Source organism: Streptomyces sp. NPDC003042 (genome assembly GCF_053591315.1).
In genome coordinates, this window is record NZ_JBSFTP010000010.1 from 1 (window position 1) to 19,700 (window position 19,700).

Sequence of the window (19,700 nt, forward strand, 5' to 3'; positions counted from 1 at the left end):
CGGGTCTGGTCGCCGGCATCGTCTTCGGTCTGATCTGGCCGGTCCTCGGCACGGGTCTGCACAACTTCGGTGAGTGGCTGACCGGTTCGGGCGCCCCGCCACCGTAGAGGCGGGCACGACCGGCCTTCCACCGCATTCGACGCAACCGGCGTCTAGAAGCCGGGCGGTTCCGTGTAGGTGCCCCACTCGTCGCGGAGCACGTTGCAGATCTCGCCCAGCGTGGCCTCGGCGCGGACCGCGTCCAGCATGGCCGGGATCATGTTCGACCCGTCCCGTGCGGCGGCGAGCATCTCGCCCAGCGCGGCCGTCACCTTGGCGTCGTCGCGCCGGGACTTGCGCTCGGCCAGTTCCCGCACCTGTACGGTCTCCACCTCGTGGCTGACCCGGAGGATCTCCAGGTCGCCGGTGACCGAGCCGTGGTGGACGTTGACGCCGACGACCCGCTTGTCGCCCTTCTCCAGGGAGCGCTGGTACTGGAAGGCCGACTCGGCGATCTCCCCGGTGAACCAGCCGTCCTCGATGCCGCGCAGGATGCCCGAGGTGATCGGCCCGATGGGGTGCTGCCCGTTCGGGTGGGCGCGCAGGCCGCGCTCCTTGATCTGGTCGAAGATCTTCTCGGCCTCGGCCTCGATGCGGTCGGTGAGCTGCTCGACGTACCAGGAACCGCCGAGCGGGTCGGCCACGTTGGCGACGCCGGTCTCCTCCATCAGCACCTGCTGCGTGCGCAGCGCGATCTCGGCGGCCTGCTCGCTGGGCAGGGCGAGCGTCTCGTCGAGGGCGTTGGTGTGCAGGGAGTTGGTGCCGCCGAGAACGGCCGCGAGGGCTTCGACGGCGGTGCGTACGACGTTGTTGTACGGCTGCTGGGCGGTGAGGGAGACGCCGGCGGTCTGGGTGTGGAAGCGCAGCCACATGGTCTTGTCGCTCTTCGCGCCGTAGACCTCCTTCATCCAGCGGGCCCAGATGCGACGGGCGGCGCGGAACTTGGCGATCTCCTCGAAGAAGTCGAGGTGCGCGTCGAAGAAGAAGGAGAGACCGGAGGCGAAGTGGTCGACGTCCAGGCCGCGGGAGAGGCCGAGCTCCACGTAGCCGAAGCCGTCCGCCAGGGTGTAGGCGAGCTCCTGCGCGGCCGTCGCCCCGGCCTCGCGGATGTGGTAGCCCGAGACGGACAGCGGCTTGTAGGCCGGGATGCCGTGGGCGCAGTACTCCATGAGGTCGCCGATGAGGCGCAGGTGCGGCTCGGGTTCGAAGAGCCACTCCTTCTGGGCGATGTACTCCTTGAAGATGTCGGTCTGGAGCGTGCCGTTGAGCAGGGCCGGGTCGACGCCCTGACGCTCGGCGGCGACCAGGTACATGCAGAAGGCGGGTACGGCGGGCCCGCTGATCGTCATCGAGGTCGTGACGTCGCCGAGCGGGATGTCCTTGAACAGGATCTCCATGTCGGCGGCGGAGTCTATGGCGACCCCGCAGTGTCCGACCTCGCCGAGGGCGCGGGGGTCGTCGGAGTCCCGGCCCATGAGGGTGGGCATGTCGAAGGCGACGGAGAGCCCGCCGCCGCCGGCGGCCAGGATCATCTTGTAGCGCTCGTTGGTCTGCTCGGCGTTGCCGAATCCGGCGAACTGCCTGATCGTCCAGGTCCGCCCGCGGTATCCGGTGGCGTGCAGACCGCGGGTGAAGGGGTACTCCCCCGGCCAGCCGATGCGCTCGAATCCCTCGTACGTGTCCCCGGGCCGGGGCCCGTAGACGGGATCGACCTCATCGCCGGAGAGCGTCGTGAAATCGGCGTCGCGCTTGCGGGCTTTGTCGTACCGGGCCTGCCAGCGACGGCGGCCTTCCTCGATGGCGTCAGGATCCATACCCATGAATTTACTAGGACGTCCTAGTAAATGTCGATGGCTGACCGCCACGGGCTGCCCCGTGGCGGCAGGATTCACACCTGGGTGGTCACCGGGGCCGGTCCCGCGATCAGTTCCCGCGCCTCACGGGTGACCTTCGGCTCGACGAAGAACGAGGCGAAGGGGATGCAGCCCGCCGCCAGCACCCAGAGCAGCTTGCCGAACGGCCACTTCGCCTTGGCGCCGAGGTCGAAGGCGAAGAGGACGTAGACGATGAACAGCAGACCATGGATCTGGGAGATCACCATGGTGTCGCCGATCCCGAATCCGCGGTCCAAGATGATCGCGACGGTGAACACCAGCAGCCACACGGCGGTGACGTAGGCCATCACCCGGTACCTGGTCAGCACATTGGACTTCATGGCATCGAGCGTAACGGGGCGGGGCGGGCGATCTTCGAGCGGGCTACCGCTCCTCGAAGTCCCCGGCGGCCACCCGCAGCGGGCGCAGCAGCGCGAAGATCTCGGCGCACTCCTCGGCGTCGTACACCCCGAGGCCGAATTGGGCTTCCATCAGATCCTCGGTCGCCGCCTCGACCACCTCGCGGCCCTTCTCGGTGATGGACGCGAGCGTGCCGCGCCCGTCCTGCGGGTTGGGGCGCTTGGCCACGAGCCCGGCCTTCACCAGCCGGTCCACGGTGTTCGTCACCGAGGTCGGGTGGACCATCAGGCGCTCGCCGATCTTCGACATCGTCAGCTCCCCCGCCTGCGAGAACGTGAGCAGGACGAGCGCCTCGTAGCGCGCGAAGGTCAGCCCGTACGGCTTCACCACCGCGTCGACCTCACCGAGCAGGATCTGGTGCGCCCGCATGATGGAGGTGATCGCGGCCATGGACGGCACCGGCCCCCAGCGCTGCTGCCAGAGCTCGTCGGCGCGGGCGATGGGGTCGAAGGGAAGGCTGAGCTGCTTGGGCATCCACCAGACCCTACCGGGCGGTCATTTGGCAGCGCGCCCCGTCTCATTCCTTGGCGTTCGCGGGGGCAGCGCCGTGGCGCGCAGTTCGGCCAGGAGCAGCAGGACGACGGCCGTTCCGAGGACGGCGGAGCCCGTGACGACGGCGTGCACCGGGAGGAACTCGGCGGCGAGCCCGGCCAGGGCCATGCCGACGCCCTGGAGGGCCATCATGCCGGTGCCGAGCAGGGTCATCGCCCGGCCGCGCAGCTCGTCGGGAACGGCGTCGACGTACATCCGGTCGAGGCCGAGCGTGTACGCGTGCGCCAGCCCGGCGAGCAGCAGCGCCGCCAGCACGACGGCGATGCCGGGCCGGACGGCGTAGGCGAGGAGCGGCAGCAGGGACACCGCGGCGAGCGGCGCCACGATCCGCGAACGCGTTCGGGCGGTGAGGGCCGAGCCGGCCCACAGCTCGCCCGCGATCGTGCCGACGGGCAGCGCGCACATGAGCAGCCCGAGGGTGGCGGTGCTCGCCCCGCGGCCGTGGGCGTACGGGGTGAGCAGCGCCTCCGGTACGACGACGAAGGCGGGCGGCAGCCAGCACAGCAGGGTGAGCGCCCGCAGCCGGCGGTCCCCGAGAAGGGCGCGCGGGCCCCGGGCCGGGGAGGTCCGGGCGGCGGCGCCGGCGGCGGCGCGCGCGGGACGGCTGCGGGTGCCGAGCCGCAGCAGCAGCGCGGAGGCCAGGAACCCGACGGCGGTCAGGGCGACGGCCCCGCGCGGCGCGACGACGGTGAGCAGCAGCCCGCCGAGGCCGAAGCCGACGAGCTGGGCGCTCTGCGCGACCATGCGCAGCAGCGAGCGGCCGAGGACGAAGGCCTCCCCGGCCCCCAGGATGTCGGCGAGGGAGGCGCTGCGGGTGCCCTGGAAGAGCGGCGCCACGAAGGCCATGGCGCAGCGCAGGACGAGGAGACCCGCGACGGGGGTCCCGGGCCAGACCATGGCCGCCGCGCAGGCGGCGCACAGGAGGTCGCAGGCGACGAGCACCCGTCGGGCGGGGTGGCGGTCGGCGAGTGGGGCGAGGAGGGTGCCACCGAGGGCGTAGGGGAGGAAGCCGAGGGCGAAGGTGAGCGCGCTCATCAGGGGTGAGCCGGTGGCGCGGTAGACGAGGACGGTGAGGGCGATCTCGGCGACGACGACGCCGAGGACGGACAGCAGGTGTGCGGCGAAGACGGTACGGAACTCCCGGACCCGGAAGACGGGGCGGTATCCGGCGGGTCCGGCGTCGGCGGTGGGTGGGGTGACGGTTGCCATGCCGGGCAGCCTGGCGGGGCTGGGCCGACGGGCGTAGGGATTCGGTCCGGGCCGAATCCTCGGCGGAGCGGGCCGGCTGCGGGGCAGACTTCGGGCGGGCGGGCGGCGTCGGGCGCTCCGAACGGACGGAAGGGCGGGGGCCATGGGATTCCACTACCGATTCGGCCCCGGCGACCTCCTGCGCTGCCGCTTCGCCGTCTCACCGCGCTGGGAGACGCACGAGGCGGTGCGGACCCTGCTGCGACCGCGCAGGCATGCGTACCACCTGCCCTGGCTCCAGGGGATCCGGGCCGCCGCCGACGGGCTCGACCTGCGGCCGCTGTGGCTGCTGATGCCGCGCGCCGGGCACAATCCGGATTTCATCAGCCCGCCGCCGATCGGGCCGTCGGTCACCTTCGAGGATGAGCTGGCCCGGGTACGGGCCGCCGATCCGCAGGCCGTCCGCGAGGACCTGCGCCGGGCCCTCGCGTGCACCCCGGGCGCGCTGGAGAGCGACATCGGGCAGCGGATGCTCGCCGATCCGGCCCGGGCGGTACGGGAGTTGGCCGACCTGACGGAGCGTGCCTGGCTGGCCCTGGTCGCCCCGCACTGGCCGCGGCTGCGCGGGCTGCTGGAGGCGGACATCCTGTTCCACTCGCGGCGTCTGGCGGCCGGCGGCCTGGAGGCGCTGTTCGACGGGCTGCATCCGGACCTGCGCTGGCACGGGGACACGGACACCCTCACCATCGCGCGGGCCACCCACCACGACCGCTCGCTGGCCGGGCAGGGGCTCGTCCTGATGCCGAGCGCCTTCGGCTGGCCGGACGTGGTCGGCGGCTTCGACGCGCCGTGGCAGCCGACCCTCGTGTACCCGGCGCGCGGGATCGGCGCACTGTGGACGGCCGTGTCAGGTCCGGCCCCGCGCGCACTGGCCGGGCTGCTGGGGCGGGCCCGGGCGGAGGTCCTGTGCGCGCTGCGCGAGCCCGCGTCGACGACGACCCTCGCCCACCGGCTGGGCCTGGCCCCCTCGACGGTTTCGGCGCACCTGAAGGCCCTGCGCGCGGCGGGCCTGCTCACCCCGTCCCGCCACGGCCACCAGGTCCTCTACGAGCGCACGCCCCTGGGCATCGCGCTGGCGAGCGGCGGTTCCGCGTAGAGGCGGTGTCAGGCCTGGCCGCCGGCCGGTTCGTACGGATCGACCGGGAGCGGGTCGAAGGGGTGGGCCGTGTGCCCGCCCTTGGGCGAGCAGGCCCCGAACGGCCCGGCGTCCGGGTCCGTCAGCACCCGCAGGTGCGGATCCGCGTGGTGCAGCCACCACGTGGACATCCCCAGCATCGGATCGTGGCGCAGGTGCTCCCAGGCCAGCCACAGCGCGGACAGCCTGGCACCCGCCTCGGGGTGCTCCCACCAGCGGGGACACCAGGTGGCGGACGTCCCGTTCAGGCGGCGCCGGACCGTCGGCGCCAGATATCCGGAGACGAAGGCGAAGACGTCGGCGAAGTAGAACTCCGCCTCCTCGCCGGACGCGTCCCGGGCCCCGGTAACGGTACTCATCAGCGCTCGACCCCCGGGGCGCGCGGCGCGAGCTCCGGCACGGGGTTGATCACCCCGTGGCCCGAGGGCCGCCCGGGACGCGGCAACGGGACCTTCGCAGGGATGTCCACAGCCAGCATGAAGCCGTGCGCCCGTTCCGGCCCGGGCCGGGCGGACGCGGCGGGCGGAGCGTTCAGCTCGGCGTAGCTGTCGGCCGACATCAGCCGTGAGAGCGCGGCCTGATGGTCCGCCTGCCGGTTCTCCGGCACGTCGATGGCGCCCAGCTTCTCCGCGAAGTCCTTCGGCGTCGTCTCCTTGGGATCGAAGTCCTCCATGCGCACCTGGCAGCGCACGGCGTCGTCCGCTATCAACTCGTCTATCTCGCGCGGCAGGTGCTCGTGCCGGGGCGAGGGCAGGGCGAACTCCACGCCTTCCTTGCCCACCTGCTTGTGCGCGAGCAGCTGCGGGAGTTCGTCCTTGCCCAGGACGGATTCCTCGCCGATGTCGGCGGCGAAGACGACGACAGGCCCCTTGGCCTCCTCGGCATAGCGGCGGGAGACCGTGCTCCAGACCTCCGGTGCGAGGGCCTCCGACTCAGCCTCCGAAACGGCGAAATCCTGCACGAGTAGCCCTTGGACCTCGGGCTCCCAGAGGTGGTACGAATCCAGCTGCTTCCCGGCCGGACTGTCCTCCAGCACCTGGTAGTTCCGGGTCACCCCACACGCCTGCGCCAGATACCGGTGGCCGACCTCGCTCGGGGCGCCCTCCGGCTGGGACTTGTAGGACCAGAACGCGCGGACGTCCCCGCGTTCCTTGTTGGTGACCGACTCCTTCGCGGCGACCTCCCGGATGAACGACTGGATGTCCGGGGTGGGCGTCCCCGCCTCGTTCGCGGCCTGCCAGTCCCGGATCAGGCGCTCGTGCACCTCCTCCACCTGCTCGGGCGTGGTCGGCGTGGCTGCCCTGTGCTCGCCCTCCAGCCTCAAGGCCGTGGTGATCTCACCGTTGGTGGGCGGCGCCACTGCCGTCATCGACGGTCCAGGAAGTCGGCGGGCGCGTAGATGTCGATCGAAATGGCGGATGCTCCCGCCATGTCGGCGGTCCACGTCTGGAAGGCCACGGACTGGCTGAGCACGATGTACGGCTCCCCCGGTACATCACTGGCCGGCTTCCAGTACGCGAACTCGTAGGGCCTGCGCTTCTTCAGCCGGAACTCCCGGCTGAGCCAGTACGACGGCACCGGCGGCTCCGGGAAGTCCTCGGCGTCCCAGGAACCCGACCAGGTAGGTGCACCCAGCACCGCTTCAGCGGCATTCAAGTACACCGGCCAGGTTTCGACCGCGACGGAGAGCACCTCCCCGTTCTCGGCCGCGGTGGCGGCCTTCACCTGCCAGGGGTAGTGCCTCAGGCTCTTGACCGGACTCCACTGGCCGCCCAGCACGTCGAAGAACGTCCAGCGGCCGCCACTGCGCGTCTTGGCGACCAGCTGCCGGTCGAAGGTCTGCGGATCCCATCCGTACCGCCCGCACCACTCCCGGAATTCCGGCGACCCGCCCTGCGGCGGCCCCTCCCACACCGAGACCCAGTCGACTCCCTGCCAGCCCTCCAGCTCCGCGGTCAGGTCCTGCGCGGTGCGGCCCGTGGTTTCCGTCAACATCCTTCTCTCCTTGCTCATTCGGTGCTTTTTCGACCGTATCCCGGTCGCACGTGTGCTCAGTTGCGGGCGCCTGGGTCGTGTCGGCTCAGGGAGGCCTTCACCGCGTCGGCGTGCGGGCCCTCCCACCAGGGCAGCGTTTCGACCAGGACCGGCTTGGTCCCGGAGGCCAGGACGAGCGCCCGGCCCGGGGGCATCGCGCCCAGGTCGGACACCTTCAGGACGCGGTCGCGGCGGACGGACTCGTTCACGGTGCGGTTTCCGGACCAGCCGATGAACTCCGCCTCGCGGGTCGCGGTGAACTCGCGGACGTCGTACTCGCCCGCCAGCTCGGAGAGGTCCCCGAGGAAGCGGGTGTCGGAGACGCCGCCGCCGTAGACCCGCACGTTCGCGGCGGACCAGAGCTTCTCCATGCCCCGCTCGCCCCACACCTCCACGCCCTGAGCCCAGGACTGGAGGATCGTCATCAGGATGATGCCGCGCGAGCCGTAGTGCGAGTACAGGTCGGGCAGGGCGCGCCAGCGGCAGACGTTCGCCGCCTCGTCCAGCACGGCCAGCAGCGGCTTGGACAGCCGGCCGCCGCGCTGGGAGGTGGCGTACTCCTCCGCGGCCTCGACGACGGCCACGGTCAGGGCCGTCACCAGCGGGCCCGCCGAGTCACCGCCCTCCCGGGAGAGCGAATAGAGGGTGCCGTCACCGCGGACGAACTCGGCGGGGTCCAGCTCCGGACGGTCGTCGTCATCGGCCACCGGCGTCACCCACCTGTTGACCTCGGGATTGACGAGGCAGGACGCCATCTGCTGGGCCACGCCGTAGATTCCGCCGCGCTGCTTGTCCGGAGCGGTGATCACCCCGGACAGGGCGTCCGCCGGCATGTGGTGTCCCGCGCCGCGCAGGATGCGCTCCGGGCTGTCGTCCTTCGGGTTGGCCAGCCACGTGTAGATCCGGGTGATCGGTGCCTTGGCGGTGGCGGCGGCGAGCAGGAGGTTGGCGAGCAGGTCCCGGCCGGCGGGGTCGAAGTACGCGTCGGTGGAGGCGTCGGCGTCGCGCGAGCCCGAGGCGAAGTGCTCGGCCAGCTTGCGGGCCCGGCCCACGTCCGTCACGTACGACAGGGGGTTCCACCACCAGGTGGGCGCCTCCTGGGCCACCTGCTGCGGGTCGAAGACCCACACGGAGCCGTGCGCGCCGCGCGGCCCGCGGGTGGCGTCGACGATGTCCCGCTTGTTGGAGGTGACGAGCACCGCGCCCGGGGCGTCGAGGATCGCCGGTATGGCGCGGCGGGTCGTCTTTCCGGTGCGCGGACCCCAGATGTCGACGTGCATGTCCTCGAAGGACCCGTACAGGGGCTGCCGTCCGCGCACCGAGCGGCCTATGAGGACACCGGGCACGCGGCTTCGCACGCCCAGGCGCTCGGCGGTCGCGGAGGCTCCCTTGGCGCTGAGGCGGCCGAGCTCGTCGCCCTGCGCGAGATGCTCGGCCGCACCGTCGACGTCGGGCTTCCTGCGCCGGCGCAGGCGGATCCGGTACACGGCGAACGCCGCCCCCGCGACCACGAACACCTCGGCGGCCGCGAAGGCGTTCGCCGGCCCGCCCGGCCACACGTACGCGCCCGTGACGAGGTCCACGGCGAAGGCCAGGGGACCGGCCGGCGCGGGCGCACCTCCCGCGGACGTGCCGAGGCGCGCGGCGAACCAGGCACCGCACAGGAGGACCAGGGAGACGGCCACCAGAAGGGCCGCTTCCTTCACCCACGCGTCGCCGGGTCTCGGCTGCTTCTGCTGATCGGCGGTCATCTTCACGATCCTCCTTCTGCGGAGACGGCCTCGTCCGGGGAGGAGGAGAGACGCGCGGCCCGCTCCACCCAGCGGACGACGTCCTGGGTACGGCTGCGCCACCCGAGTTCGGTGAGCATGTCCACGAGGGGTGTGCTCAGTTCGAGGGCCCGGCGCGGGTCTTCCTTGGCCAACAAGCGCCAGGCGGCATGGGCGTTGCCCGCCACCCGCGCGGTCTCGGTTCTGGGTTCCGCTCCTGCCCGGCGGCGGCGCAGGGCGGTGTGGACGAGCAACCGCACGGTGGCGGGGAGGTCGGCACGCCGGGCGAGCGTGAGCCAGGCCCGGACGCCGAGGACGTGCACGGTGTGCGGGTGCAGCGGCCCGTACTCGGTCTCCAGCGCGGCTTCGGTCCGCTCCGCCAGGGCGATCGCGGTGGAGGTGTCCCCCGCCCCGTGCGCCGCCCACAGCCGCGCCCAGGCGTCCTGGTGGGCGTCCGGCAGCGGCGCTCCCCACTCCGCCGCGACCGGCCGGGGCGTGCCCGGTGGGGCGGGCGGCGCGGATGCGGCCGGGCCGGACGCCGGGCCGGCGTCCTCGGCGGGCCGGGTCTGCGGGGGCACGACGGGGTGGGGCGCGGTGAGGGTCGTCACGTTGCCGTCGGGGTCGACGACGAGGGGCCAGGCCGAGCCGTCGGGCTCCTTGGCCGTGACCCGGACGGGCCGGCCCCGCAGTGCCGCGCGTACGCGGATCTCGGCGAGCGCGGCCCGCCGGGCGGCCGGGAGGTCGCCGGGCCCCGTACTGACCGGCTCTCCGTCGATGCTGACGCCGGAGCTCGTGAGGGTGATGGTGTAGACGGGGGTGGCCGGCACCCGGCCGGGGTCGATGGTCACGGGGTCATCCGCCCTTGGGAAAGTACGGGGGCGCCCAGCCGAGGTAGGTGGCGCCCCACTTCGTCTCGATCTCCGTCGCCGGGACGACGTCGATGTATCCGGGCCTGCGGATGTCGTTGCTCGCGATCTGGCCGTCCCCGAGGTAGACGGCGACGTGGCCGGCCCGCTGGCCGGTGTCCCAGTACATCAGTGCACCCGGAGGCGGGTTCCTGTCCTTGTCGTGCTTCATGCTCGCGGGCATTTCCTTGTAGTGGTCGATGGCGTAGCCGACGCCGGAGTACGACCATCCGTAGACGACGGCAGTGAAGGCCAGGCACATCTGGTACCACTTCTTCGGACCGCTCCGCGCCTCTTCGCGGGCCGCCGCGATGGCCTCCCGCGTGCTCCGCGGGTTCTTGACCTCGGGGGGCCAGCCGGCGGCGCCGTCGTGGAAGGGCGCGCCCGGCTCGCCGGGCTTTCCGCCATCGTCCTCGCAACCCTTGCCGCCCGGCTTGTCGGGCTTGCCGGGCTCACCGGTGGCGCCCGGGGCGCTCCCGCTCGTGCCGCGCCGGTTCAGGTCGATGCCGGCGTCGCGGGCGATCCCGCGGGCGTAGGCCTCGTGCTGGTCGTAGAGATCGGGGTGGGCACTGCGCTGGACGGCCTGGGCGGCGGCGCCGTACTTCATGGACTCCCAGCCGCGGATGTCGGTCAGACCCGGCGGGTCGCCGTCGTCGCCGCCCCAGAAGAACATCTTGGCGGCGTACTTGGGCTGCATGATCTGTTCCGCGGTGCCCCAGCCCGCGACGGGGCGCTGCTGGAACAGGCCGACCGAGTCGCGGTCGCCGTAGTCCAGGTTGAGGAGCGTGCTCTCCTGCATGGCCGTCATCAGGGCGACCAGGGTGGCCTGGCCGGACAGTCCGCCCTCCTTCGCGACGCCGTCGATGGTCTCCGCGTTCGCGATCTGTGCCTTCCGCATGCCCTCTCCGGGGCGCTGCGCGCCTCCGCCGCCGCCCTCGTCGTCGTCTCCGGGGCCTACTCCGGGGCGGCCCCGGTCGCCGCAGCCGACGGCCGAGGCGTCGCCGCCCATGGCGGCGACCAGCCCGAGCAGCAGCAGACAGAGGACGAGGACGACCGACACCACGGCGGCGGCCTTGAGCTTGAAGACGGTCCCCTTGGCATCGAGCAGGAGGCCCGCCGCGTCACGGGCCCGCACTACAGGCCCAGGATCCGCGTGATGTGCCACTTCCCGTTGCCGGAGGTCATCAACTCCAGCTGCAGGACGGTGTTCTCGCTGTAGTCGGTGTAGCCGTCGACGTCCACGGCGGCCGTCGCCTGACGCCACACCCGCAGCGGGGAGTCCCCGGGCAGGTCCTTCCCCGCCGGGGCCACCGCGACGGAACGCACCTTCGATATGCCGCCCCGGCTGACGAGCTTGTCCCAGGCCGGGTCGGTGTGTTCGGAGAGGTTCACGACCAGGGCCGGCGCCATGAAGGCCTTGGCGCGCTCCACCACCGTCCCGTGCTTCTGGTCCTGGGGCGGGTTGCGCGTGAGGTAGATGCGCATGAACTGCTCGGCGACCCGGTCGGGGTTGCCGAGGTCGGCCGGCGGGGCCGCCGCGGAGGGCGGCGCCGAAGGCGCGGCGGAGGGCGGGGCGGAGGCCGCCGGAGCCTGCGCCCCGGCGTCCTCGCTCCCCGGGTCCGCGGGTGCCGCGGGAGCCGCGGCCGCAGCGGGCTGCTTCTCACCGAGGAGGCCCGGCCACACCCAGCGGGCACCCGCTCCGAGGGCCAGCAGCAGCACGACGACGATCACGGCCCCGGTGGGGCGGATCGGGTCGTGACGGCGCTGTTCGCGCACCCACTCGTGGGACCTGCGCCGCACCTCCTGACGGTGCACGGCCTGCGCACGGCGCCGCTCGCGGCGGCTGCCGCCCTTCTTGACCTCCTCCGGGTAGTTGTTGACGTCGGCCAGGATGTCGCGCCACTCCTGTGGCGTTCGGTCACTCATGTCCGCCTGACCGGGGGTCGGAACGAATGGGACGATGTCCTCGCGGGGCCGCGCGGAGGCCCGTTGGGCGTGCTGCGGATGACGGTCCCCACGATGACGCGGGGCTCGCCCGGCGCCCCCGGGGCCGGAGCCTGGCGGAAGGCGAAGTTCGGCCGCCTGCCGGTCTCCGGGCGCATGACCGGCGAAGCCGGGGTTCCGGACGGGCCGTTCCCCTCGCTCGTGCCCGGAGCCGCGGCGGCACCGGCCGAGGGGCCGGGGGGCAGGGCCGGACGGACCTCCCTGCCCTGTAGGGCCGGACGAACCTCCTGGCCGGGCAGGCCCGGACGCGACTGCGAGCCCTGAACGGCCAGAGCCGGGCGCGGCTCGGGTCCGGTGACCGCCGCGGTGCGGGCCGTCGTCGTACCTGCCGTCCCCGAGGCGGATCCGGCAGTGGACCCGGCGGAAGTCCCCGCGGGAAGCGCGATCTTGGGGTGTCCGGCCGGGAGCGGCGCCGGGGCGGGCGGGCGCGCCGGGGGAACGCGGGTGACGGTGATGTCGGCCCCGTCACCGGATCCGCCGGAGCCGGAGGGAAGCCTCGGAACGTTCCTCCCGCCACCGCCGCCACCGCCGGACCGGCCGGGGAGGGTTTCCCCGGGACGGTGGTTGGAGCCGGAGCCGGGACCCTTCCCGCCCTTGCCGGCCATGCTGAGGGCGCGGGCGGCGAGCATGCCCCCGATCGAACCGCCCGTCGTGCCGCGGACGCCGAAGATCTGGGCGAGCACGGACCGGAACTGGAAGGCCACGACGGAGAGGGCGATGGACAGGCCCATGGTGGGCAGCCAGCCGTACTTGCCGAACATCTGCATGGTCGCGGTCTGTGCCGAGAGCACGGCGCCGAGCACCAGGGTCGCGATGAAGCTTTCGAGGGTGCGGGCGAGGAGTTGGTCGAACCAGGCCAGCCCCCACTGCCTCGGCCGCCCGGGAATGACCCAGAGGCAGGCGAAGAAGACGCCGGTCAGGAGCAGCAGCAGCGACCCCAGGAAAGCCGCCAGGGATGTGAACGCGAGGACCAGCAAAAGGATCGCGAACATCAGGGCGACGATGACGGCGGGGATCAGCACCATGATGCGGCCGACCGGGGTGTCTCCCTTCACCCAGTCGACGGAGGCCTGACCGACAGCCTCCTTATCTACATTCTTATTTATATAGCTCTCTCGCGTCTCAGCATTCGTTCCCTGGTCGAGGACCTGCCTTCCGAATTTCTGACACACCTCCAGGCTTCCGAATTCGGCAATGCACCAGGGGGTGGCCACGAACCCGCGCCAGATGGAGTCCTGAGACTTCCGGAGAAGCGTGTCACGCCCGTTCTCCGTGAACTTCGGCTGGTTCTTGAGCGCGAACGGGTAGTCACTGGACCCGTTGCCGAGGCCTTCGGCGGTGGCGGTCATGGTGATGCTCGCGCCGACCTGCCGCGCCGAATCGACCCCGCTCACCCAGGACTGGGGGCTGAGCAGGAGGGATACGGACACCACGCCCGAGATCAGGACCCAGGCGATCTGCGAGAGCCCCCCTCCTCCGCCGCCCTTCCTGTGCTGCACGAAGGCGATGAAACCGCCGACGACGAGGCAGCTCGGGAGAACGAACTCCATCAGGCTCTGCGAGGCGCCGCCGATCATTCCGGAGATGGCCTTCTCCATCTCCGGAATCGACGTGAACCGGAACACCCAGCCCACGATCACCGTCATGGCCAGGCCGACGATGACGAGAAGGGCCATGAGGATCGACGCGACGAAGTGCGCGCTTCCGTCCACCGCTTCGAACATGTTGAGGTCGGCATCGATGAACCAGCGCCCCGGGTCGTACAGCTCGTACATCGTCTCCCCACCCTTGGGGGCGTTCCCGTCACTCGGCGACCAGAAGAGGTCTCCGATACCGACCGGGTTGATGTCTTCGGCATGTGCCTGACCCGCGAGAACCATCACGGAGGTGAAGGCGAAGAGCACGGGGATCGCCACGGTTCTGAGCCGTGGCACGCGTATGGACATCTCCTACTCCCCTCCCGCGGTGAGCAGGGCGCGGACCAGCGCGGGCATGTCGGGCATGCGCGCCATGTCCTTCGAACGCACCCGCTCGCGCTGGTCGACCTTCCAGGAGCCGCCTTCCTCGACCAGGCGCAGTGCCACACGGTCGGTCTCCGTGGGCTTGCCCGGCTCCGTTTCGGTCTGGGTGACCAGAACGCCGAACCCGGCGGGGTGCTTGCCGACGGCGACGACTTCCACGGCGTCCGAGGCCTTGAACTGTCGCGCACCGGCAGGCTCGGGACCGCTGCCAGCCTCCGGGGCGGAGGTCTCGTCGTCCGTGTGGGTGGCGACACACTGTTCGACCGTCCCGGACAGGTAGCTCTGGGACTCGAGCGGGCAGGCCGTCTTCCAGTCGTCGCGGACGGCCGCGTCCATGTAGGTCCTGGCCACCTCCATGGCCGCCGCCTTCGGATCCTTCGGTGCGAAGGGGCTCCCCGCTGCCTCACCCGATGAGGAGCTGCAGCCCGCCATCGCCAGGGAGGCGGTGAGAACGACAGTGGCGACGTAGATCGTGCGACGGCTCATGCGGGCACCTTCTCGGCAGCGTCGGAGTCCGCGTCGTGGCGCGCGGGTTTGGGGGAGGTGTCGAGGAGTTCGAGGAGTTCGAGGCTGGGGACGTCCCACTGGACGGTGGCACAGTGGAAGCGGCGGTCGCGGATGATGCAGTGGCCGTGGCGGATCTCGCCGTCGGGCAGGAGGCCGACGGAGCGGATCAGGGCGCGGGTGTGGTCGTCCTTGGGCAGGCCCAGGAGTTCGGCGAGGCCGTCCTGCTGGCCCTTGGTGGTGAGCTGGAACCCGGCGACGGTGGTGAGCTGTTCGGTGATGCCGACGAGTTCGACGAGGCTTTCGGGGTCCTGGGTGTCCAGGAGGAGGGAGGTGCCCAGGGCGCGGCCGACGCGGGCGATGTACTGGAGGAAGTTGGCGCCTTCGCGGGTCGCGGTCAGGACGTGGACCTCGGGGACGCACACGCTCTTGCGCAGGTGGCGCAGGTCGCGGCGGCCCGCGGTGGTGATGCCGTAGGCCAGCATGCTGTGCATCAGGGCCACCGACAGCCGCTGCGTCGGCGTCCACTCGTGCCGCCCGGCCTCGACCCCGGGCAGGGACAGGCCCGGCATCTGCACCACCCAGATCCCCGGCCCCGGGGAGATCAGCGGGGCGTCCCCGGTCGGACGGCCCATGAAGGGGGCGCCCAGCGAGGACTGGGCCAGTTCGTACAGGGCCTCGCCGGTCTCCCGGGCGAGGGGGTCCTCCATCGCGCGGAGGTACTCGATCACCTTCCACGTCGCCGGCTCCCCCGCCTTGACGACGGCGTTGACGGCGTGGGTGATGGGGGTTTCGGCGCCGCGCTGGCGCAGGTGTTCGGGGGCGGCGATGCTCAGCTGTGCGGGGACCTCGCCGCGGGCGGCGTCGATGCCGTCGGTCGCCAGCAGCGTGAACAGGTCGCAGGACCCCGCGAAGCGCGGGCCGGTCTCCACCAAGTGGGCGTTCAGGCCGTACCGGCGGGCGGCGTTGACCACTCCCCCGAGGTCACCCTTGAAGTCGAGGGCGATCGCGTGGGCACCGCGGAACGCGGCGTCCAGCATCGACAGCATCATCGCCATCGTCTTGCCACGGCCCGAACGGCCCACATAGGCCGTGGTCGTGGCATCGCCGCGGTCCGAACCCGAGGTGACGTCGTTACGGAACACCCCGGGCGTGGAGCCGGTCAGGTAGCCGACGATCGGGCCGGTGTCGTCACCGACCTGCGCACCGCCCCACCACCACGAGCCGGCCAGCGCCGTGACGTCCCGGACGTGACCCAGGTCCGGCACCCGCAGCTGGTCACCGGGCTGCGTCTCGATGTACAGCTCACGCTGTTCCTCCTCGCCCACGACCACCTCGATGCCGATGCCGCCGTAGTGGGTGATGACGGCGTCCACCCGGTCGCGGAGGTCGGCGAGCGAAACCGTGCTGGTCACGACGAGCCGCGGATGGTCCTCGACGAGGGTGAGGTCCTCACGCCGCATGTCACGCGTGAGCCCGGCCATCACGTGCTCGGTCTCCTCGATCTCACGCCCCGGGTCCTCGGCGGACTGCCGGGCGGCCGAACGCCGCTGTTCCTTGGCCAGCCGCCGCGCCTCGTCGACCAGCTTGAGGGCGTCGCGCTTCGGCTGGACACGGAACCGGACGCTCGCCTCGGGGGACACCGGCAGGATCAGCGCGGTGGGGTCGATGGCCGGGTCGAGGTCGTCCTCGTCCACGTCCGGTACGTAGTTGATCTCGGAGAGGACGCGCAGCCACTCGCCGTTGCCCGGGCTCTGCATCTCCTCGGGAAAGCCCGTCATGGTCAGGACGGCCGTCCAGGCGGCCACCTCACCCTGCGCGTCCACCACGCGCAGGTGGTCGGGGTGGGGCAGGATCCGCCCCCGGGTGAGCGCCGCCAGCTTGGCGCCCGTGATCGCTCCCCCGCTCGCCGCCGGGAGCGGTGCGCCCCGGTGCTGCTCGCGGGAGATCATCCACGCCAGGGTCTCGACAGCGGCCGGCTGCGCCTTCCACGGGCTGGCCTCCAGGCGGCGGCCGAGGCGGCGCATCTGGGCGTCCAGCTTGCTGAGTTCGCGCGTGGAGACGGTCGTCGAGGTGAGGCCCAGCCCCTCCTGCACGCCGCGCTTGCCGGCCGTCCGGGCCGCGCCCGCGCGCTCGGTCATCCGGACGCCGAGGAGGAGGTGCCGGGTGGGCAGGCCGATCTGCTCGAGCCTGCGCACGCGCAGTTCGGCCCACTCCTGCCACGCGCCGTGGCTGAACGTCTCGGCCGCCTCGGCGACGTAGTCCTCGGCGTGCAGGGGCGACCACAGCACGCGCAGGTGGCAGTCGAACCCGGCGAGGGTCCGGGCGAGGGCCGCTGCGGCGGCGTCGAGCTCGGTGTCGCGCGCGCCCTCGCTCATGAGGTCGGTGTTCGAGGAGGCGAGGGTGAACCAGGCCTCCGTGTGGCTGTCCGTGACGATCAGGCCGTCGGCGAGGGCGACGTACCGCGGGGCCCCGGCGGACCGGTCGCCGCCGATCCCGAGGAACGTGCCCACTCTCTGCAGGATCTTCAAGACGCTTTCCCCTCCTGGTGCTGAAGTGCTTTACGGCCGTACGCACGGGCCACGGCGTCGGGGCCGTAGAGACGGGGCCGCGCGGTGAGGCGGACCGGTGCTCCGGCTCCGGCCGGCACCGCCTCCTCGGCGCCGAGCCATCGCTCCAACGGCCCCCCGAGGGGGCTTTCGAGGAGGAACTCGGTCCTCCCGGACCAACGGGCGCGGCGGCTGATCCACTCGCCGCGGGTGGCGGCGCGGCGGCCGCCACAGATGATCGGCCGGTGGCCGAGCACCAGGTAGCGGGCCCCGATGGACCAGCGGGTCACGTTCCACCGGCGGTCCACGGCCCGGCTCTTCTGCGTGCCGTAGACCACGGTCAGGAGCGGAGGCAGGAAGTAGAACGTGAACGTGATCTTGGAAGGGAAGCCGAACAGCAGGAGGAGGGGCCCCGCCCACACGATGTAGAGCGCGAGTCCCATGACGAGCGCGCGGCGCGGCACGCCTTCGCCCAAGTCCATTCCGAGGAGCTCGTGCTGTCTGGTCTCCAGGTGGAGGTGCGCGGTGTAGGTGCGACCGACTCGCATCAGGCCCCCGCGACCTTTTTCCAGACGTCGCCGAGGAGCGCCTTGACGCCGTCCGGGAACCACACGATTCCGGCGACGAACACGGCGGCGACGAACAGCGTCAACATCTCGCCCCACTCCTTCTTCAGGAAGTGGCCCAGGGCCCTGACCCCGAGGAAGGCGGCGAACAGGTTGCCGACGACGGCGAGTATCCAGCCCTTGAGGTCGGCGCCCGTGGTGAGCGCGAGCGTCTCGGCAGCGGTTTGGTGCAGCACAGGTTTCCCCCGTTGATGTGTTGACTGGCAGGCTGAAGCGACTGCATGACGACGGCTCACCTCGGTGGGCGCCGGTCACGGAGAGGTCAGAGGGTGCCGCCGCGGATGTCCGCGACCTGCCACCGCTGGGCGCCCGAGCTGGACACCCGGGTGAGCTTCACGCGGTAGGCGACTTCGACGGTGGCGCCGCCGAGTACCCAGGAGACCTGGGCGGTACCCGAGCGGTCGGCGTTGCCGGAGACGTCGACGGACCAGCTGACGAGCGCCTTGAACTCGATGCCCTGCGGCAGGGCCGGCAGTTGCGCGCCGGGGGCCGAGACGCTCTCCGTGTCACCGCCCGCGTAGGCGGCGAAGAACTTCTCGACGGTGCTCTTGGTCTGGCTCGTGAGCTCGGCGTCCGTCTGGACGGCCGGCGTGTCGGGCAGCTTGGGGCCCGCCGCCGGCATCCCGACCAGGCCGGGACGTCCGGTGACGGCGAACCGGCCACCGGCCTGGACGACGGGGACGTCGAGTCCCACCCAGCGGGCGCCGGGCTCCGCCCGGGGGGTGCTTCCCCCGGCCGGACCGGCCGGGGAGTCCGCGGACGGGCCGGGGGCCGGAGTCGCGGAGGGGCCTACGGACGGACTGGCGGACGGACCGGCCGACGCGGTGGAACGGATGAGGACGTCGACGCGCACGAGCGCACGACCGGCTTCACCCGGGGTGACCGCGCCGGGCTGGACGGCCAGTACCTCCTGGCGGCCCTTGCCGTCCCAGCCCATGGTGCTGTCCGCGCCGGCGGGAAGGACGGAGGCGAGGAGCGCGGCACGCTCCTCCTTCCTGGCCTCGTCCCAGCCGAGGTAGGCGCGGGCGAAGCGGGCCGCCGCGGCCTGGGCGTCAGCGGTGGGGTAGGACGGCGCGGCCTGGGCCGGGGCGGAGGCGGCGGTCGGAGCCTTGGGCGGGACCACCCAGGCGCGGACGCCGGTCACGGCGGCGAGGGCCACCACGGCCCACAGCAGGCCGCGGCCGAGCCTGCGGGCGAAAACGACACCCGAGCTCTCGTCCTGCGGTACCCAGGGAACGGCCGGCGGCGCCGGCCGGCCCGCCGGTTCCCCGGGCGCCGCGGCGGCACGCTCACGCGCCGCCAGCTCGGCGCCGGCCGCTTCCCACGGATTCGCCGACTGCGGAGCGGGCTTCTCGTCCTGGCGTGACAGCCCCGCCGTGAGTCCACGCTTGTTCTGGTCGACCGGTTCCGGAAGGCCCATCACCTTCCGGGCAATTCTGGCAAACGAGCCCATCCCCGTACCTCCCCCGCCGAGAACCACAGGGGCCCACCGCTCGCCCCGTGCGTTCTCATCACCAAGCTCCACAAGACCGCGCGGGCGGCGCACGGCCTGGCCTCACGCCGGCGCCTGCGCCCATCCCCCGAGATGTCATGTGTGTTTGCACATGCAGCAGGGCAGACCATAAAACACGAGATGATCACCGGTCAAAAAAGTTCCCGTTGCCGCTAAGTCGACAACCACGCCTTGCAGTTGGATGAAGGGATCCGCCGCGTTCGACACGCTTGAGAATCTGAGCGCGTGTCACATAATGATCGGTCGGCCGATTCCGCACACCTCCGCGGCTCCCGCCTGCGGGCCCTGCGCATACGGAACGACCACCGGGTCCAGGGCCGGTTCTCGCGCGCGCCCTGGCTGCCCGCACGGCAGTATCAGCACGTGGGAGACGCCGTTGGCACATGCCGCACCACCCGGCGCCGACGCGGGCGGCAGGAGTCCCGGGCGCCTTCCCGCTCGATCCGACCGCGGAATGAGAAACGCCCACGCCGAAATCACTCCGCGCGGCCGCGGGAATGCGTCAGG

18 protein-coding genes are annotated in these 19,700 nt (G+C 72.0%); 1 reads left to right on the forward strand and 17 read right to left on the reverse strand.

Annotated elements, in window-relative coordinates; genetic code table 11:
* Positions 1-152: 152 nt before the first annotated feature.
* The 4 genes from ACWDYJ_RS08060 to ACWDYJ_RS08075 all read right to left on the reverse strand — a co-directional run bounded on the left by ACWDYJ_RS08060 (position 153) and on the right by ACWDYJ_RS08075 (position 4,238).
* Positions 153-1,853 (reverse strand): acyl-CoA mutase large subunit family protein, encoded by a 1,701-nt coding sequence (locus ACWDYJ_RS08060; RefSeq protein ID WP_451564647.1) that lies wholly within the window; start codon positions 1,851-1,853, stop codon positions 153-155.
* Between the two features lie 74 nt (positions 1,854-1,927).
* Entirely contained in the window at positions 1,928-2,254 is a 327-nt protein-coding gene (locus ACWDYJ_RS08065) for a DUF3817 domain-containing protein (RefSeq protein ID WP_451564648.1), read from the reverse strand.
* Between the two features lie 43 nt (positions 2,255-2,297).
* Positions 2,298-2,807 (reverse strand): MarR family winged helix-turn-helix transcriptional regulator, encoded by a 510-nt coding sequence (locus tag ACWDYJ_RS08070; protein ID WP_451564649.1) that lies wholly within the window; start codon positions 2,805-2,807, stop codon positions 2,298-2,300.
* 21 nt (positions 2,808-2,828) lie between these two features.
* Positions 2,829-4,238: an MFS transporter gene (locus ACWDYJ_RS08075; RefSeq protein ID WP_451564650.1), complete on the reverse strand. Its 1,410-nt coding sequence runs from the start codon at positions 4,236-4,238 to the stop codon at positions 2,829-2,831.
* Between ACWDYJ_RS08075 and ACWDYJ_RS08080 the strand changes: the two genes are divergently transcribed.
* Positions 4,237-5,229, forward strand: coding sequence for a DUF5937 family protein (locus ACWDYJ_RS08080; protein ID WP_451564651.1), 993 nt, complete (start codon positions 4,237-4,239; stop codon positions 5,227-5,229). The genes ACWDYJ_RS08075 and ACWDYJ_RS08080 overlap by 2 nt on opposite strands.
* Positions 5,230-5,237: 8 nt before the next feature.
* On the opposite strand, the gene ACWDYJ_RS08085 is transcribed toward ACWDYJ_RS08080, so the two are convergent.
* From ACWDYJ_RS08085 to ACWDYJ_RS08145, 13 genes are all read right to left on the reverse strand, one after another.
* Entirely contained in the window at positions 5,238-5,627 is a 390-nt protein-coding gene (locus ACWDYJ_RS08085) for a DUF4913 domain-containing protein (protein ID WP_451564652.1), read from the reverse strand.
* Entirely contained in the window at positions 5,627-6,637 is a 1,011-nt protein-coding gene (locus tag ACWDYJ_RS08090) for a hypothetical protein (RefSeq protein WP_451564653.1), read from the reverse strand. Before ACWDYJ_RS08090 ends, ACWDYJ_RS08085 begins: the two co-directional genes overlap by 1 nt.
* Positions 6,634-7,263: a hypothetical protein gene (locus ACWDYJ_RS08095; RefSeq protein ID WP_451564654.1), complete on the reverse strand. Its 630-nt coding sequence runs from the start codon at positions 7,261-7,263 to the stop codon at positions 6,634-6,636. The genes ACWDYJ_RS08090 and ACWDYJ_RS08095 overlap by 4 nt, the downstream gene beginning before the upstream one ends.
* Positions 7,264-7,319: 56 nt before the next feature.
* Positions 7,320-9,053, reverse strand: coding sequence for a type IV secretory system conjugative DNA transfer family protein (locus ACWDYJ_RS08100; protein ID WP_451564655.1), 1,734 nt, complete (start codon positions 9,051-9,053; stop codon positions 7,320-7,322).
* A 2-nt stretch (positions 9,054-9,055) separates the two neighbouring features.
* Complete coding sequence (locus ACWDYJ_RS08105; RefSeq protein ID WP_451564656.1) at positions 9,056-9,919, reverse strand: hypothetical protein; 864 nt, start codon at positions 9,917-9,919, stop codon at positions 9,056-9,058.
* 4 nt (positions 9,920-9,923) lie between these two features.
* Complete coding sequence (locus tag ACWDYJ_RS08110) at positions 9,924-11,111, reverse strand: peptidase M23 (RefSeq protein WP_451564657.1); 1,188 nt, start codon at positions 11,109-11,111, stop codon at positions 9,924-9,926.
* Positions 11,111-11,902: a hypothetical protein gene (locus tag ACWDYJ_RS08115; protein WP_451564658.1), complete on the reverse strand. Its 792-nt coding sequence runs from the start codon at positions 11,900-11,902 to the stop codon at positions 11,111-11,113. The genes ACWDYJ_RS08110 and ACWDYJ_RS08115 overlap by 1 nt, the downstream gene beginning before the upstream one ends.
* On the reverse strand, positions 11,899-13,914 hold the full coding sequence (locus tag ACWDYJ_RS08120) for a hypothetical protein (protein ID WP_451564659.1): 2,016 nt from the start codon (positions 13,912-13,914) through the stop codon (positions 11,899-11,901). Before ACWDYJ_RS08120 ends, ACWDYJ_RS08115 begins: the two co-directional genes overlap by 4 nt.
* Before the next feature lie 15 nt (positions 13,915-13,929).
* Positions 13,930-14,487, reverse strand: coding sequence for a hypothetical protein (locus tag ACWDYJ_RS08125; protein ID WP_451564660.1), 558 nt, complete (start codon positions 14,485-14,487; stop codon positions 13,930-13,932).
* Complete coding sequence (locus ACWDYJ_RS08130; protein ID WP_451564661.1) at positions 14,484-17,036, reverse strand: ATP-binding protein; 2,553 nt, start codon at positions 17,034-17,036, stop codon at positions 14,484-14,486. Before ACWDYJ_RS08130 ends, ACWDYJ_RS08125 begins: the two co-directional genes overlap by 4 nt.
* Positions 17,033-17,602: a hypothetical protein gene (locus tag ACWDYJ_RS08135; protein WP_451564662.1), complete on the reverse strand. Its 570-nt coding sequence runs from the start codon at positions 17,600-17,602 to the stop codon at positions 17,033-17,035. The genes ACWDYJ_RS08130 and ACWDYJ_RS08135 overlap by 4 nt, the downstream gene beginning before the upstream one ends.
* Positions 17,602-17,856 (reverse strand): TcpD family membrane protein, encoded by a 255-nt coding sequence (locus ACWDYJ_RS08140; RefSeq protein WP_451564663.1) that lies wholly within the window; start codon positions 17,854-17,856, stop codon positions 17,602-17,604. The genes ACWDYJ_RS08135 and ACWDYJ_RS08140 overlap by 1 nt, the downstream gene beginning before the upstream one ends.
* 86 nt (positions 17,857-17,942) lie before the next feature.
* Complete coding sequence (locus tag ACWDYJ_RS08145) at positions 17,943-19,100, reverse strand: conjugal transfer protein (RefSeq protein ID WP_451564664.1); 1,158 nt, start codon at positions 19,098-19,100, stop codon at positions 17,943-17,945.
* Positions 19,101-19,700: the final 600 nt, after the last annotated feature.

Coding starts and splice junctions, on each gene's coding strand:
- ACWDYJ_RS08145 (WP_451564664.1), bottom strand. CDS start 19,100: ATGGGCCTTCCGGAACCGGTCGACCAGAACAAGCGTGGACTCACGGCG.
- ACWDYJ_RS08065 (WP_451564648.1), bottom strand. CDS start 2,254: ATGAAGTCCAATGTGCTGACCAGGTACCGGGTGATGGCCTACGTCACC.
- ACWDYJ_RS08090 (WP_451564653.1), bottom strand. CDS start 6,637: ATGACGGCAGTGGCGCCGCCCACCAACGGTGAGATCACCACGGCCTTG.
- ACWDYJ_RS08095 (WP_451564654.1), bottom strand. CDS start 7,263: ATGTTGACGGAAACCACGGGCCGCACCGCGCAGGACCTGACCGCGGAG.
- ACWDYJ_RS08135 (WP_451564662.1), bottom strand. CDS start 17,602: ATGCGAGTCGGTCGCACCTACACCGCGCACCTCCACCTGGAGACCAGA.
- ACWDYJ_RS08125 (WP_451564660.1), bottom strand. CDS start 14,487: ATGAGCCGTCGCACGATCTACGTCGCCACTGTCGTTCTCACCGCCTCC.
- ACWDYJ_RS08085 (WP_451564652.1), bottom strand. CDS start 5,627: ATGAGTACCGTTACCGGGGCCCGGGACGCGTCCGGCGAGGAGGCGGAG.
- ACWDYJ_RS08075 (WP_451564650.1), bottom strand. CDS start 4,238: ATGGCCCCCGCCCTTCCGTCCGTTCGGAGCGCCCGACGCCGCCCGCCC.
- ACWDYJ_RS08115 (WP_451564658.1), bottom strand. CDS start 11,902: ATGAGTGACCGAACGCCACAGGAGTGGCGCGACATCCTGGCCGACGTC.
- ACWDYJ_RS08060 (WP_451564647.1), bottom strand. CDS start 1,853: ATGGATCCTGACGCCATCGAGGAAGGCCGCCGTCGCTGGCAGGCCCGG.
- ACWDYJ_RS08070 (WP_451564649.1), bottom strand. CDS start 2,807: ATGCCCAAGCAGCTCAGCCTTCCCTTCGACCCCATCGCCCGCGCCGAC.
- ACWDYJ_RS08100 (WP_451564655.1), bottom strand. CDS start 9,053: ATGACCGCCGATCAGCAGAAGCAGCCGAGACCCGGCGACGCGTGGGTG.
- ACWDYJ_RS08080 (WP_451564651.1), top strand. CDS start 4,237: ATGGGATTCCACTACCGATTCGGCCCCGGCGACCTCCTGCGCTGCCGC.